The organism is Ignavibacteriales bacterium, from assembly GCA_026390795.1.
In the GTDB taxonomy this organism is placed as follows: Bacteria; Bacteroidota; Ignavibacteria; order Ignavibacteriales; family Melioribacteraceae; genus Fen-1258.
In genome coordinates, this window is record JAPLFG010000003.1 from 508040 (window position 1) to 524188 (window position 16149).

At 35.6% G+C, this 16149-nt stretch carries 12 protein-coding genes and 1 tRNA gene; 3 read left to right on the plus strand and 10 right to left on the minus strand.

The window, feature by feature from the left end; genetic code table 11:
* Nucleotides 1–60 precede the first annotated feature (60 nt).
* The 3 genes from hemW to recN form a co-directional block, all read right to left on the minus strand.
* Nucleotides 61–1194, minus strand: a complete 1134-nt coding sequence (gene hemW, locus NTX65_05880) for a radical SAM family heme chaperone HemW (protein MCX6168845.1) — start codon at nt 1192–1194, stop codon at nt 61–63.
* Nucleotides 1195–1282: 88 nt separating this feature from the next.
* A complete protein-coding gene (locus NTX65_05885) occupies nt 1283–2338 on the minus strand; it encodes a hypothetical protein (GenBank protein MCX6168846.1) in 1056 nt (351 codons plus the stop codon).
* A gap of 107 nt (nt 2339–2445) precedes the next feature.
* The gene (gene recN, locus NTX65_05890; protein MCX6168847.1) at nt 2446–4158 is read right to left on the minus strand and encodes a DNA repair protein RecN; all 1713 of its coding nucleotides are present in this window, start codon (nt 4156–4158) and stop codon (nt 2446–2448) included.
* 310 nt (nt 4159–4468) lie between these two features.
* On the opposite strand from recN, the gene NTX65_05895 reads away from it, so the two are divergent.
* Nucleotides 4469–4541 (plus strand) — tRNA-Met (locus NTX65_05895).
* Between the two features lie 319 nt (nt 4542–4860).
* Here NTX65_05895 and NTX65_05900 read toward each other — a convergent pair.
* The 3 genes from NTX65_05900 to NTX65_05910 all read right to left on the minus strand — a co-directional run bounded on the left by NTX65_05900 (nt 4861) and on the right by NTX65_05910 (nt 6667).
* A complete protein-coding gene (locus tag NTX65_05900; protein MCX6168848.1) occupies nt 4861–5073 on the minus strand; it encodes a hypothetical protein in 213 nt (70 codons plus the stop codon).
* Nucleotides 5074–5324: 251 nt separating this feature from the next.
* Nucleotides 5325–5966, minus strand: coding sequence for an ATP-dependent Clp protease proteolytic subunit (locus NTX65_05905; protein ID MCX6168849.1), 642 nt, complete (start codon nt 5964–5966; stop codon nt 5325–5327).
* A gap of 290 nt (nt 5967–6256) precedes the next feature.
* Complete coding sequence (locus NTX65_05910) at nt 6257–6667, minus strand: SET domain-containing protein (GenBank protein ID MCX6168850.1); 411 nt, start codon at nt 6665–6667, stop codon at nt 6257–6259.
* Nucleotides 6668–7268: 601 nt separating this feature from the next.
* Between NTX65_05910 and NTX65_05915 the strand changes: the two genes are divergently transcribed.
* Nucleotides 7269–7715, plus strand: a complete 447-nt coding sequence (locus NTX65_05915; GenBank protein ID MCX6168851.1) for a hypothetical protein — start codon at nt 7269–7271, stop codon at nt 7713–7715.
* A gap of 92 nt (nt 7716–7807) precedes the next feature.
* Here NTX65_05915 and NTX65_05920 read toward each other — a convergent pair whose 3' ends face one another.
* From NTX65_05920 to purL, 4 genes are read right to left on the minus strand one after another with little or no spacing between them, the layout of a single operon-like run.
* The gene (locus NTX65_05920; GenBank protein ID MCX6168852.1) at nt 7808–9184 is read right to left on the minus strand and encodes an MBL fold metallo-hydrolase; all 1377 of its coding nucleotides are present in this window, start codon (nt 9182–9184) and stop codon (nt 7808–7810) included.
* Between the two features lie 6 nt (nt 9185–9190).
* Nucleotides 9191–10135 carry a hypothetical protein gene (locus NTX65_05925; protein ID MCX6168853.1) on the minus strand — a complete coding sequence of 315 codons (945 nt, stop codon included), beginning with the start codon at nt 10133–10135 and terminating at the stop codon, nt 9191–9193.
* Between the two features lie 54 nt (nt 10136–10189).
* The gene (locus tag NTX65_05930; GenBank protein ID MCX6168854.1) at nt 10190–11110 is read right to left on the minus strand and encodes a YihY/virulence factor BrkB family protein; all 921 of its coding nucleotides are present in this window, start codon (nt 11108–11110) and stop codon (nt 10190–10192) included.
* A complete protein-coding gene (purL, locus tag NTX65_05935; protein ID MCX6168855.1) occupies nt 11097–13325 on the minus strand; it encodes a phosphoribosylformylglycinamidine synthase subunit PurL in 2229 nt (742 codons plus the stop codon). The genes NTX65_05930 and purL overlap by 14 nt, the downstream gene beginning before the upstream one ends.
* 218 nt (nt 13326–13543) lie before the next feature.
* Here purL and NTX65_05940 point away from each other — a divergent pair, with 218 nt between their 5' ends.
* The gene (locus NTX65_05940) at nt 13544–15970 is read left to right on the plus strand and encodes a PP2C family protein-serine/threonine phosphatase (protein MCX6168856.1); all 2427 of its coding nucleotides are present in this window, start codon (nt 13544–13546) and stop codon (nt 15968–15970) included.
* Nucleotides 15971–16149: the final 179 nt, after the last annotated feature.

The window sequence follows — 16149 nt, forward strand, 5'->3', positions numbered from 1 at the left end:
TATTATAATGAAGATAATCTCTAAAAATAAAAATTCATAAATATTTTTTTAGAAAAGAATTTAGTTTTTAATCCTGGTTAGGATCTCATCACATATAGCGTAACCTTTTGGAGTAAATGAAAGCAAATTGTTTTTCGATGTGAGTAATTTTTCTTCTTCCAACTGTATTAAAAAATTTTTGTTCTTCTCAAACCAGCTAATACCGAAAAGGTTTTTCAGTTCATTTAGATCAAGTCCCTTGCTGCGGAGTGCCAGCATTATATATTCTTCCAACATTTCATTGGGTGTTAATACTTCTTCTCCTATAACGGCATACCTATTCTTTTCAACTGCGGTGTTGTATAAATTAAGAGCGGAGTAATTCCACCACCTTTTTCCGTTTACGAATGAATGAGCCGATGTACCGAAACTTAAATAATCTTTGTATCGCCAGTAGGCGTTATTATGAATACACTCGTTTCCATCCAGAGAGAAATTTGAAACTTCGTACTGATTAAAACCGTGCTGAGTTAAAAATTCAATTGTAAATTCATACAGATCGGCATCGTAATCTTCGCTCTGCATTTTCACTTTGCCGTCTAGAACCATTTTATTAAGAATTGTTCCGTGCTCAAGGATTAAACTGTATGTTGAAATATGCTTGATCGGAAGCCGGATTGCTTGTTCAAGGTTTGAACGCCAAATTTCTTTTGTCTGCTTTGGTAGATTAAAAATCAGATCAATGCTTATGTTATCAAATCCCGAGTCCGCCGCATCATAGACTGTTTCAATTGCTGTTTCCGAATCATGAATGCGCGTAAGAAATTTTAATTCATCTTCATTGAAGGATTGAATGCCGATACTGATTCTGTTAATTCCAATCTCTCTAAATTTTTTTAACTTTTCTTTGCTTACCGTTCCGGGATTTGTCTCAAGTGTAATTTCTGCATCATCAACAAGATGAAAATTCTTTTTCAGATGCTGAATAATTTCCGAGATGTATTCCGGTTCCATAAAAGAAGGAGTGCCGCCGCCGAAAAAGATTGAGATTATTTTTCTATCGGCAGAATATTTCCCGGCAAAAAAATCGATCTCTTGTTTCAGCGCAATCAGATATGAAGAAACATTTTCATAAGAGACAATTGAATAGAAATCGCAATAGATGCATTTGTGGTCGCAGAAAGGAATGTGAATATAGATTGCTGTTTCTTTCAAGAGATCTCTTTACAATTAATTCATTTCAAAGATAAAAAAGAAAAGGGGCTTGTTCAGCCCCTTCAGTGAAGAATAATTTTTGATAAGTTTAGAAACCGAATGAAATACCAGCGCTCACGGTTTTTGTTTTTGCCAATTTATAATCTGCATTTATATTCACAATTCCGAGATGCAAATTAAAACCAATAACCGCACTACTCTTATTCTCACCCTCCAGATCTACACTTATGTGAGCTTTGACTGGAACTCCATTCAATGTTTGGTTAGAAGTGTAATCATAGCTTACGGTTGTTTTCGAAGTTTCCACTGTTAAACCAATGTAAGGAGTAAATGAAACTATAATTCCCAATGTTTTGCTTGCATAAATTCCATATTGTGAAGCATTACTTTCAAAAATGGTCCCGACTTTTAATTTCTGAGTGAAGTAACCGACAGTTAGATCAAGTGGTAATGGATTAGGAAACCAAACACCGAAATTGTGAATCAGGCCAACTCCAAAATAACTGGACTTCCCTAATTCACCAATATTTACATCCGGAAAATATCTTATAGCTAAATTAGTTCCGAATACTGTCCCAACGGTTAATTGTGCTGTAGCAGTTGGAAATATTTTTTGTAATGCTTCTGGTAGATATCCTTTCACAACAGGTATTTGTACATCAACTGCATTAACATTAACAGATGGTTTACCCGGAAATCTAACAACTAAATTTTCATCTTTACTTCCAATAATAGTTGGTCCAGAAAATGTAACCGTAAAGGGTTGTCCATAAATTTGATTATAAGCATTTTGATAACCAGGACTAGATGGGGTTATACCTGAATTTGCTAAGATAGAATTTGTTTGATTCTGATCGAAATAAAATTGATCCGTTGCAGTAAAAGTTTTAACGTTATCAGAAAAAAATGAACCCATTGCGACAATTTTTAAATCAATATGAAAACTCAGAGGAGTTGCAGAAGGAAATTGTGAAACCCAGCCAGAGTTTAGATTTGATCCGAAGGCAGAAATGATTGGTTTTACATATGCAGAGCCAACAGTAGATGAAAGTTTCGAAAGTGTCTCATCTAAACTTTGTGCTTTAAAGGAAGAAGAAAAAACTAAACCGAGAATTAAAATTAATGATAGTAGCTTTTTACTCATTACGTCCTCCGGGATTTGTTGTTTTATCTTAGCTGGAATTTAATGAACAAAATATTGAGCACAAAGAGAATATTCAATGATAAGCCAATCTGTGCTTGAGAACAACTTCATTTCTTTACCAAACCCATTAATTCTCTAGCGCCGCTGAGAGCGGATTCTGTAATTTTTTCTCCGCTCATTAGTTTTGCAACTTCCTTTATCCGCTCGTCATCGTTCAATTTACTAATAGAACTAACTACACGATCGCCGGATTTTTTCTTTTCCACCGCAAAATGATAATCCGAAAGTCCTGCAATCTGAGGAAGATGAGTAATTGCAACTATCTGATGAAATGAAGCGAGCGATTTTAAAACTTGTCCCACTTTCTGCGCAATTCTTCCGCTAACACCGGTATCAATTTCATCAAAGATTAAAATTGGAAGCCGGTCCGACTTTGCGAGAATTGATTTTAACGCAAGCATTATTCGCGAAATTTCTCCGCCGGAGGCAACTTTAACAAGCGGTTTAGGATCTTCACCGGCATTTGTAGAAACAAAGAATTCAACTTCATCGTATCCGCGGCTATTGAATTTATATTTTTTACCGTCAACCGAAATAAAATTTTCATCGTTTCCATCTGCTGTTTGATTTATAATCTTAGCTTCGAATATGGAGTCGGAAATACCAAGAGACTTAAGCGCTTCTTCAATTTCCTTTTTAATTTTTTTGGAAATCAATTTTCTTTCCATAGAAAGTTTTTTTGCAATTAAACCGCATTCTTTGCGTGCTTCATTTATCAGTTTATCGAATTCAGAAATTTTAGAGCTAAAATTTTCTGCAAGTTCGTATTCTTTTCCAATCTTTTCACGGTGTTCGATAACTAAATTTATCGTACCTCCGTATTTTTTCTTTAAGAGATTGATAGCACCCAGCCGAAGCCTGGCTTCTTCCAGCCGTTCCGGCTCAATATCTATTCTTTCCTTATAACTTCGCAGGAAGGAAGAAATTTCATTCAGGATTGCAAATGCCGATTCACATTCACCTAGTTTTTCTAAAAATGATTTATCAATCCGCGCCAGTTCCGATAATTTATTTTTTGTTTCACCTAGCCGGTCTTGAATTGAATTTTCAGAATCATATAAATTTTCATAAATCTCGTTGGCAGACGAAAGTAACTTTTCCGAGTTTTCAAGAATTTTCAATTCCTCTTCTAGTTTTTCTTCTTCACCAAATTGAGGATTTACTTCATCAATCTCTTTGATCTGAAATTCGTATAGTTCTTTTTTGTCGCGAAGTAATTTTTCTTTATCGCGCAGTTCGCGATATTCCTTTAAAAGTGAATTTAAATTGTGATGGGCGAATCTAAATTTTTCCAAATCACTTTCAAGATTTGAAAAATCATCCAGCATTTCGATATGAGTATCAGTTCGTAATAATGATTGGTGCTCATGCTGACCATGCAGATCAACCAGCAAATCGCCTACTTCTTTAATCAGATTAAGTGTAACAGGAGTATCGTTCAGAAAACATCTGTTGGTCCCTTTTAGAGAAATTTCGCGCCGGACAATTAGATCATCATTATTCTCGAGTTCGTTGGCTAGAAGCAATTCTCTTACTTTTTTATTTCCAGTTATATCAAATACACCTTCAACAACAGATTTGTCTGAGTCTTTGCGCACAACTTCAGTTGATGCGCGTTCGCCAAGAAGTAATCCCATTGCATCAATCAAGATCGATTTACCGGCACCTGTTTCACCCGTAATGATATTTAGACCTTTGCCAAATTCAACCTGGATATTCTCAATGAGAGCGTAATCTTTAATAAGAAGCGATTTGAGCATATTTTTTTGTTTTATTTCGATACGAATATTGCGAATACGGTCTTAACTATCAAGTAGATGCAATTCTATACTTTCTTTTGTTGCAGCCATTACAACGTAAAGAATAAATCCATTAAGAACTTTCACGGATTAAGTATGATATAATTTGACTAGTGGGCTATTCTTTTCATATATTCGCTAACCAAATCTGAATCCTTTTTGTAATTGATACTGAAATAACGCGAAAATAAAATTATATCGCGGGGTGGAGTCCCGATCAATCGGGAGTAGCTCGTATCGGACTCATAACCTCTTGAAATAAAAATTACACCGCGGGGTGGAGCAATTGGTAGCTCGTCGGGCTCATAACCCGAAGGTTCTAGGTTCAAGTCCTAGCCCCGCTACAAAGAAAGCCCGAAAATAAAAATTTTCGGGCTTTCTACTTTTAAAGCGGGAAAAGTAATATTACATTGATTACTTAAGGAACAAAAATCAGTAATTAATTTAGTAATCGATTTCTCTGATACAATTCAGTAGTCTTAAGAACTTGATAGAAATTTGTAAAGTAATAAAATTATCTATTTATGAGTAATGATGTATTTAACTGTCAGTATTGTTTATTATTATCGGATTAAGGAATTTGAATACTATTGCTAATACCGGAGAATTTTAGGAGAGTAACTAAAAAAAATGAAACAATCCGGGAAAGAAGGAAAACTAAGCTTAGTGAAATAAATCGTTTTTGAAAATCCTATTCATCATGTTTTGCTTATTAATTACAAGTAAATCATTTGGCCAATCGAATGTATCTTCCTTTAACAAGCCTTCATTCTTAAGTGAATTTCTATAGCTTTGAAATTCAACAACTTGACCATTTGGGGGAGCTGACTCTTTAATTCTTTTAACTTCGTCCAAAATATTTATATTTTCTTCCATGATTTACCTCCACCTAGTTTTTAAATAAACATGCGTGAATGCAAAAATGTACCATTAAACTGCTTGTCTGCATAGTCACAAAGTATATCATTATAACTTCTGGCAACTTTATAAAGTTCCGGTTTGTCACTAAGATCATCAATTTTTAATTTTAAGATAGATCTTAATTTAGCTATTCCAATTGGCCGTCCATGTGAATTCCATATATTATTATCGCTCAAATCGGCTGCAATTTTAGTAGCTCTTTCTTCCTAATCTGCTTGAGTTACAGCTTGACCCACTTTTTCGGGGTTACTCACATGAGTAGCCCAATTTTTAAATTTATATTTCACTAACCACTCTTTTAATAGCGAGATTGACAAGTCGCGTGCTTGTTCATAGCTTCTAAGTTTGGCTAAGTCTTGATTCTGAAGCATTACGAATTCAGCATTTGTTAAAGTAAGGTTTCTTGATTTTTCAATTAACTCATTAACTTTATCTAAGTAGCCTAGAGCAGGTACTAGTTGTTCTCCAACTTGAATTTGTGGGTCAATGGGGCCTAAACACGATGAATAATCCATAAGAATATTGTCGCCACTCATACAAAAAATTGTTCCAGCCGACATTGCATAATCAAGTATAATAAAATTAACTTCTTTATAATGATGTCTAACAACATTTACCATTTTTTCGGCCGCAATTGCAGTTCCACCAGGTGTTCTTAAAAAGATATACAGTTTATCTTTTTGAGTCGTATCTGTTTTTAACTCTTCTATGAACTCCCTAAATATTTTGACATAACCCTCGTAAATATTTCCAGAAAAGAAAATTACATCTGCATCTAATAACTGTTCCAATTCTCTTAGTTTTCCATCAAGAGTAGTTTTTACGAAAGCATCAAGTGCTAGTTTCATTTTTATTTGTAGATATGATTATGGTTTTTTCTTGAATTAATTTACACTTTACAGCGACTTTAATCAAGGCAGAGAATTCACTAATTGTCAGTAACCCGAAGATTTTAGGTTCTCCACCTTAGGAGTACGATCCTCGCGAATTCGAATTCTTATTACAAAGTGTTTTGATTGTTTTTTTGCATATTGGAATAAATTAAAACTATTTTTTACATCTATTCCTATCAGGCCAACAATCTATGATGTTTAAGGATGTAATTAAATCTGCAAATAAAATTTGTTAACATAAAAAATTATACAGCCTTCCTATTCCTGCATACTTCACAATTACAATGCTCATAAATTTCTTCATAGTCGTAATCAATCGTTAATTCTTCCCCGGCTTTAATATCACGTTCAGCAACTAGAACAAGAGAAGATTCATCCCGGTCATCCACATAGCAGTTCGGTGTGCAAAAATGATTCAAATTTCTTATCACCTCGGTCTTAAAAGTATCGATATAATTATCACCATTACAAAAAATGTAAACATTCCCTTCTTCATCCTCTCTGCGAATACATTCTGCTTCATCTATTACTTCACCTTCTATAATACAAATTACTTGATCGGCGAGAATATCAATCGTTGTCAAGATTCCTCTTCCGTGAAGTAAAGATTCTTTTACTTCTAATTCTTTTTCAAAATATGGTCTTTTATTATGCATTCGTGTTTGTCGCCAAATAGTTTTGTGCAAATGTACCTCTTTTTAACGAGATAGTTTTGACACTCTCTTTCTTTAGCAAAGAAAACTTAAATTCTTAAGTCAGACGAATTTTATTTATACTTATCCGGATATCTGCAGGCATCAAGAGAAGAATGATTAATAAAGTTTTTTATTCGAAGGTAAAGTACAAACTAATCTGTGTGTGCTTTTCGGCACTTTTTTTCAACTATTCTTGTTATATGTTCAACAAAGAAAATTTAGAGGTGAAAAATGGAAAGCTGGATCGAGCTTTTTATATTGCTTCTTTTTCTTGGTGTTTCTTCTCCATGGGTATTCAAAATTTTTAAAGATTTAAAATCTGATAATGAATAGAATGCATTAATAAATTCAAGTCTTCTTTTCATTCAAAACTCCCTCTTAAACAGGCAACAATTCATTTAGATCATCAGCATTTTCAATATTCCAGTGCCCGCATATATATGTCGTTTTTAAAAATTGAGGCAACCTTTTTCTGTAACTATCGTCTTAACTCATGAAAGCGAAAACAAACCATTCTGAATCGCACAATAATAAATCATTAACAAAAGCAAGTGAGGGTAAGATGAAAACACGAGCATTTTTCGGGTTATTGATTCTCTCCACATTGCTATTCACGGCATATACTTTTGCGGAAGTGAATAAGACAGTTCCAAAAGCGAACACATACGAAGCGATCGAACTCAACAGATTGATTGGACTAGCATCTGATAATGAAGGATTAAGGGTTAGCTGCGCATTCAATCTTGGAGAAATGAAATCTACTAAAGCAGTTATTCCTCTTATTGCGTTGCTAAGGGAAGGTAAAACATGCGAAGAAAGAATTATTGCGGCTTTATCTTTAGTCAAGATTGGCGACCCGCAAGGCGTTTTCATGGTTAGCCGCTTAGCAAAATTTCATGACTGCGACAGAACTCGACGCATGTGCGAAAAATTTTATAACGGGTATCTTTATCAAAAATATTTAGATGAACATCCGGATAAAAATACCGATGTAGCGTTAGCCAAGTAATTTTAAAACATAAAGTCCGGCCGGTTTTCCGGTCGGACTTTATTTACTTCATACTAATTATTTCAGTAAACCTTCGAAAACAAATTCCTCAGTTAATCAAAATCCAAATTTATTTGATTGCCGACTTGTGCTGAATAAAGTTTGGTCTTTTTATGTAATGTAAGAATTTGCAAACCAAGCCAGTCATGAGACTGGCTTTCGCCGTGGACAATTATTACCCGGTTCGGCGACGTGATTTCAACAATTTTTATCAGTTCCTCTCTCTTTGAATGAGAAGGAAAATAAAATTTTTCAATATGGCAATTTATTTTTTGCGGTGAACGGAATTCGCTTAGTTGAACAACATCACCTCTTTTTGCATTCATAATTTTGTATCCGGGCGTTTCAGAATCCATATAGCCAACCCCAAAAATTGCAAACGCCTCTTGTCTCAGCCAAAAATCTAGAAGCCGGAAGGATGTGGTGCCTTCAAGCATCATTCCGCTTGAAGCAAGAACGATCCCGGGATTTTTCTTAAAATAATTATAGTCTTCAATTTCGAATAAATTGTTCTGCGGAATATTCCGAAAAACAAGTTCAATATTTTTTCTTCTTACCAGATACCGGCTGCGGTCATACAAAGATGAAATTTCTTTTCCGATTCCACCTGTGTAGATATTTGTTTCGGTCAGCAATCCTTTTTTCATCAACAAATGAATTGATGCAAGCAGTTCTTGAGTCTTACCAAGAGCAAAAACCGAGATAAGAATAGAGGCACCACTCCTCAATATCTGATTTGCTTCCTTGGCAAATCTTTTTTGTTCACTCAACCATGTGCCGAGTTTGCTGGAATCCGTACCGGCGTAAGTAGATTCTAGAATTAGCGTATCTATTTTTTTTACTTTCGAAAGATCCGCACCGGTCATTATAGTTTGATCCGAGAGATTGATGTCTCCCGAATAAAAAATTTTTTGTTCATTGTGCTCAATTAAAATGGCAGCGGCGCCAAGTATATGTCCAGCATCAAAAAATGTAATATTTATTGGTGAAGGAGATAACTGCCGCAATCCTTTTAATGAAAAAGTTGTTTCATATTCCACAGTCCGAATACTTCTAACCAGAAGATCAATTTCTTCGTGCGTGTATATTCTGAGTCCGCTCTCTTCATGTTGACTATTAGCTAATATGTTTGCTGCATTGTGAAGTGTGAGTTCAGCAATTTCTTTAGTTTGCGGAGTTGAAAATATTATTACGTGAGGAATGCGTTGAACTAAAAACGGAAGCGACCCGATATGATCTTGATGAGCATGACTTATAAAAACAAAATCAAGCGGCAGATCTTTTAATAGTTCAAATTTGGGGAGTGAGTCTAAACCTTTTTTACGCGGGTGTATTCCGCAATCGAGAAGTATGCCTGTGTCTGAAATGTTAATATAGAAACAACTTGCGCCGATATCATCGGCGCCGCCAAGCGGTAAAAATTTTATCATGAAGTTCTATTTGTAATACTCGTATTCATAAGCGTAATGAAGCACTACATCTTCGTTATTATCGTACCTAATCCAATCGCTCATTAAACCTTTCTGGTTATACTTGAAAACCAATCTTATTTGTCTTCTTCCGTCCAGAAGGAACATTTTATGTTCGACTATATTTCCTTTTTCATCCGATACATAAACTCGCTTAAATTCGGCATCAACCATTTCATTTAAATTACCATTCGAATCATATTTATACACAGTATTTTGATTTTTACTTTTCTCACTGACTAATTTTCCGGCAGAATTATATTCGGGAATTGAAACAAGAACCGTATCTTTTTTTTCATTCAACATTGTTGTTCTGATTCTAACTCCATTTTTGAATTCGGTATTTTGCTGATCGTTAAAATTTCCGTCAATATAGTTTTTTACCTCTACCAGATTATTATCTTTATCATATTTGAAAAGCGACTTTGACTCGGTTCTTTTTCTTGCGATTGAAATTAAATTTCTTTCAGTCTCGTTCCCGCGAGAATCATATTTTGAAAATTGAATACTTTTTCTGTCGGCATCATCAATTCCTTCAGCTTTAATCGGCTTCCCTTTTGAATTGTAACTAAATTTATAAGAGGAGATCATATTCCCGGAAGAATTATATTCTTCCATTTCTAAAAGCGATCCCCGTTTATTAAATACTTCCTTTCCTATCAGAACCTTCTTATCGTTCATGTATCCTTTTACATCATTGTAAACAGCATACTTTATACGGCTCTTCACCTTCAATTGCTTAATTTTTTTAAACTCTTTTTCATCCTGTGAGACAAAATCGGATTTGCCTTTTGCGGATGGATTAATACTTTGAGCCATACTTACTTTATAAGTAAGTGAAATTGCCGAAATCAGAATTAGTGCAAATAAATTTATTTGAAAACGAAATTGTATTCTGTGTAAAGTTGGCATTACTTATCTCCGTAATTTTCTATTAATGATTTATTCATTCACAACAAATAATTCTTACCTAGCATTCTTTAATAAGTTCCTTTCTCTAAAGAGTTGACCAATCTCCGCACCTACAATGAACAAACATGCGGAGTAAAAGACCCATAGAAGTATTGCAAGAATAAGAACAAAAGCGCCGTAAAGCGGATTGCTGCCTAAGGTGGAATTGATATAATATCTGAATACATTGCGTGCAACTTCCCAAAGCAGTGTAGCCCAAAATGCGCTTACGTACGCAACTTTTTTACCAAGCTGTTCATAAGGAATCAAGTAATAAAGCAGAAAAAACATTCCAAACATTAACCCAAGCGATAATGCATATAAGCCAACTGTCCAGAGGGGACTCGCGGTTAATTGCTGTATTGAAGGATAATATTTCGTCACTTCATAGAATAATTTTACTGCCGGGTACATAAATGTTGTAAGCGAAATCAAAAACACGAGCAAGATTACCATTAGAATATCTCTGAACAACCCGTAAAGATATCCTTTCAATATTTTTACATGATAAATTTGATTAAGAATTGTTCGAATACTGCTGAAGATCCATGTTGATGTAAATAGCAAACCGATGATACCAATAAATCCCGCTAGAGTTTTATATTGTATTACTTCCGGCAGTCTGGAAATGATCAAACGTTTGACATAATTTGCATAAGAAGGGTAAGGAATAGTTTGATCGATGAGATTGTTCAATTGAGTTTCTATAGTCGACTGATCGAATATATTTCCGAGCAGCGAAAACATAAAAAGTATGAAAGGGATCATTCCGAGAAAAAGTGAGAATGAAATTCCAGCGCCGGCAAAAAAAAGATTATTCTCATCCATCCTTTTAAAAAGTCCGAGAAAATAATAACGGATGAATTCAATTATTTTTTTATAAGTTTTTAATGAAATAACTGAACCGATCTTTTTTAGAATTTTAATGCGCAACATTCATTCTCTTTGGAATTGCAGAATAATACAGATCAAAAAGAAGCTGAAAGGGATAATCGTATTGGTCGTTTACATTCAAACTCTTGCCGCCCGTTTCACCGATCAATACAAATGGAGTAAAACTTTTTGATGCAGCTTCTTCGAACTTTTCTTGATTATCCGGATTTACGGTAATAATAACTCGCGATTGGGATTCGGAAAAAAATGAAAAATCTTCTCTCGTTTTAACTGGAATATGAACATGAGCACCAACCGGTTTTTCCTGATCAATAATACAGCACTCGGCAAGCGCACACATTATTCCGCCATCGGAAATATCGTGTGCGGAATTTACCAAACCATTTTCGATGAGGTGCATAATTAATTTATGCAAATCTTTTTCTGTTTGAAGATCAATTTTAGGAATTTCTCCCGTAACTAAATCATGAATCACTTTCAAATACTCGCTTCCGCCCACTTCTTCATAATCTTCGCCAAGCAGATAAACTAAATCGCCGTCATTTTTAAATTGTGCCGTAGTAATATTTTCAAGTTTTTCAATCAATCCAACCATTCCTATAACGGGTGTTGGATAAACGGCGGTATCCGGACTTTCATTATAAAAACTTACATTGCCGCCGGTAACAGGTGTTTTAAAAAATTTGCACGCTTCACCCATTCCTTCAATTGCTTTCTTAAATGTCCAATACATTTCCGGTTTGTAGGGATTACCAAAATTTAGACAGTTAGTAATAGCAAGCGGAACAGCTCCGCTGCAAACAACATTGCGGGCAGATTCCGCAACCGCAATTTTAGTTCCTTCTTTGGGATTTAGATAAACATACCTTCCATTGCAATCCGTCTTAGCGGCAATTGCCTTGTCCGAATCCTTAATTAAAATTACGGCGGCATCGGAACCGGGACCGACTACTGTATTTGTGCGAACCATTGAATCGTATTGCTGATAGACCCATTGCTTTGATGCAATGTTCGGTGATGAAAATATTTTTTCGAATGCTTCGGAAACATTATCCGTTTCGGGTAAACTTTTCAAATTAAATTTACGCGTCTCTTCAAGATATTTCGGTTCCTCAGTCTCCCGGATATAAACTGGCGCATTGCCTCCGAGAACCAATTCTACCGGCGAAATCTCGACTTTCTTTTCGCCTTCGTAATTAATAATTACCTTTTCAGAATCGGTTACTTCACCAATTATCTCGCAATGTAAATCCCATTTTTCAAAAATATGTTTTACTCTTTCTTCGCATCCTTTTTTAGCAACGACTAGCATTCTTTCCTGGCTCTCGGAAAGCATAATTTCATAAGCGCTCATTCCCTCTTCACGAAGCGGAACTTTGTTTAGGTCTATTATCATTCCGGATTCACCTTTGGCGCTCATTTCAGAAGTTGAACAAGAAATACCCGCCGCACCCATATCCTGTATGCCAATTACCAAATCTTGTTTTATAATTTCTAATGTCGCTTCAAGTAAAAGTTTTTCAGTGAAGGGGTCACCGACTTGAACCGAAGGACGTTTTGCCTCCGATTTTGCAGAAATTTCTTCCGAGGCAAATGTTGCGCCGTGAATTCCGTCTCTGCCGGTTGATGAACCGACGATCATTACCGGATTTCCTTTTCCTTTTGCTGTTGCAGATACAACAAGGTTTGTATCAACAATTCCGATTGCCATTGCATTTACAAGAGGGTTTCCCTTGTATGATTCATCAAAATAAATTTCTCCGCCGACGGTTGGCACACCGAAGCAATTTCCATAATCGCCAATTCCTTTTACAACGCCCTCGAATAAATATCTTGTGCGCGGATCTGTTAGAGATCCAAACCGAAGTGAATTTAAACATGCAATTGGGCGGGCACCCATCGTAAAAATATCTCTTAAAATTCCGCCTACACCTGTAGCGGCACCCTGATAAGGTTCAACTGCCGACGGATGATTATGACTTTCAATTTTAAATGCTATAGCCAGCCCATCACCTATATCTACAAGTCCGGCATTTTCTTCTCCGGCACCAACTAACAATCTTCCGCCGCTGCGCGGTAAAGTTTTAAGAAGTGCAATTGAATTTTTATAACTGCAATGTTCGCTCCACATTACCGAAAAAATCCCTAATTCCGTGAAGGTCGGCGTTCTGCCAAGTTTGTCGCATATCCATCCGTATTCTTCTTCGGTTAATCCGTGTTCACGCGCTAAACTTAAATTTACTAACGGTTCTTTCATTCTTTTACAAGAATATTAACAATTTGTGAAGGCAATATAATAATTTTTCAATTGTCTGTTGATTAGTTAAAATGATACGAACAAATCATTCATTTTATTTGAAACGGTGCATCTATTTTACGATAGAAAACCATGATGTTATAATTGATTCAGTACCCAAACATTTCTATTTTTAAGCCGTCTTAAAGATTGGTGAAAACTAAAAAACAGGCACAGGAATGAAAAATTCTTTTCAGAATCATAAATACTGGTTTGTTGCTGCAGCAATTATTTTTGTTTTGATGATTGTTCTCTATCCTTTCAGCGTATTTAATACTATGGAGATGGGTATAACACGCCCAGAAGCAATTGCCATAGCGCAAAAATATTTACTTAGAGAGCATTTTGATCTGAATGGATTTAGCAGTGAAGCGTTTTTAGACAACTCCCCGATTGAAAACAGATATATATTAAAAAAATTAGGCAACGCAGGTTTCAAAGAGTATATCAAAAATAAAAAGAGATCCACATTAAGCTGGGTCGTAATGTTCCACCAAGATTTGCCGAAGCAAATTGCAGCGACAACTTATTATGTTGATATTTCGAACGAAGGTGAAATTTTCGGATTCAACCGTGAAATTCCCGATACGGCCAGCATTAAATCTCTATCAAAACCGGAAGCTACCGCACTAATTGATACTTATATTAAACAAAACCTTGGTGATGAATTTCAAGGATTCAATTTGGTTGAATCGAAAGAAGATTCTTATCGCAATAGAAGCGATTATTCTTTCCGTTGGGAAAAAAATGAAACAAAATTGCCCGGCAAGCTGATAATTTTAGCCAAGATTCAAGGAAATAGAGTCGGTAGCTTTTCATATTATTTTGAAGTTCCCCAGATTGAACGCGGTTACTTTACTTCCGCCGAAGCAATTTACGGAACAGTCTCAGCTATATTCATAATTGTTCTGATATTAATCGCATTTTATCTTTTCCTCAAAAAATACCATCAAGGTGAAATTTGGGTAAATGTAGGGAGAAATATTTTCATCTTATTCTTTACGATTTCGATGATAAAAATCATCAACTCATGGCCTGAAATTGGGCAGGGATCTCAACTAGGAAACCTCTCTTTTACATATATGAAAATTATTATTCTGCTCATCAACGGATTTATAATTTATTTTTTCCTTGCACTTCTTGTTTTTGCAAGCTGGACGGTAGGTGAATCTTACGCCAGAAGTTTATGGCCGGAAAAATTAAAAGCCGCAGATGCATTTATTAAAGGACACTTCTTCGCTCTTAATTCCGGCACATCTTTGATGAAAGGATTTGTTATCGGTGCGGCAATTTCCCTTACCGTTTTGATCGGAGGCGTTGTTTTAAATACTCCGAATAGTGCGGCGTTTATTTGCCCGACCGGATTTCAAGAAATCTTCGGTGGCTGGCTGCCGGCTCTCGGCAGCATCTTCAGCGGTGTTACCGTTTCAATAATTTCATCAATTGTAATTACTTTTTTCATAGTTAACATTTCTTACCAGCGCTGGAAAAAGAAATGGGCTTCTATTTTATTAACAGGATTGGTTACACTTCTTGGATTTTCGATTTCCGCAACTCCGCCCTCGCTTAATAATTTTGAAATAAACTTACTTTCATATTTTATATTCGGATGTTTTCTTGCATATCTCTATTTCCAATTCGATTTGATGGTAATCGGCAGCGCCATGTTTTTCTATACGATTATTCCAAAAGGATTTACACTTCTGGCTACAAACAATTCTTTCTATTCATGGAATTTTGCTTTTATTATACTGGCAGTTGTGGCGGCACCAATAATTTATTTTATCAGCAGAATCCGTAAAGAAGAATTTGTGATGGAGAATTACGGCTTGCCTTCACATATTCAAAGAATTTCGGAACGTGAAAGATTGAAGAAAGAACTTGAGATCGCGGCAAAAGTTCAACTTAGTTTGCTGCCTAAAGAAGAGCCGAAAATTCCCGGTTACGAAATTTCCGCAATTAGTATTCCCGCAGTTGAAGCTGGCGGAGATTATTTTGATTTCGTTAAACTCACCGGAGATAAATTGGGAATAGCAATCGGCGATGTTTCCGGTAAAGGCGTGGGCGCCGCGATTTATATGACATTGACAAAAGGAATTTTACAGGCACATGCGGAAGAAGATGTATCGCCTAAAAATGTTTTGGGTAAAGTGAATCGTCTTCTCTATAAAACAATTGAGAAAAATACTTTTGTGAGTATGTTCTATGCGATTCTTGATACTCATAGGCATACAATTCTTTACGCTCGAGCCGGGCACAATCCGGGAATTCTTTGCAGTCAAGAGAGCGGCGGCACAAAACTTCTTCTAAGCAAAGGAATGGCGCTTGGATTGGAAGAAGGACACATATTCACCTCAACACTAAATGAAGAAGAGGTTTCTCTAAAACAAGGCGATATTTTTGTTCTTTATACTGACGGCTTTACCGAGGCAATGAATGAACGTCACGAAGAGTACAGTGAAGAAAGTTTAGTTAAACTAATCGAGAGCAATAGAAATTTAAGCGCGCATGAATTGCTTAATTTGATTCTGAAAGAGGTTAAAAAATTTGTTGATAATTATCCCCAGCACGACGATATGACTCTGGTTATTTTGAAACGGCTTTGATTCTGTTTGATTGATTGAAATTCACATTAGGCTGAACTGGTCGCAAATTGCGACCACCTACTTTCGTTGCAGCTGCTCATAAATTATTTCGATCATACAATTATTCTAATTATTCCAATCAACAACCGCTCTAGTTTCTACTTCCTTTACGCTTATCTTGTCCTTGGTCAAAACAATAA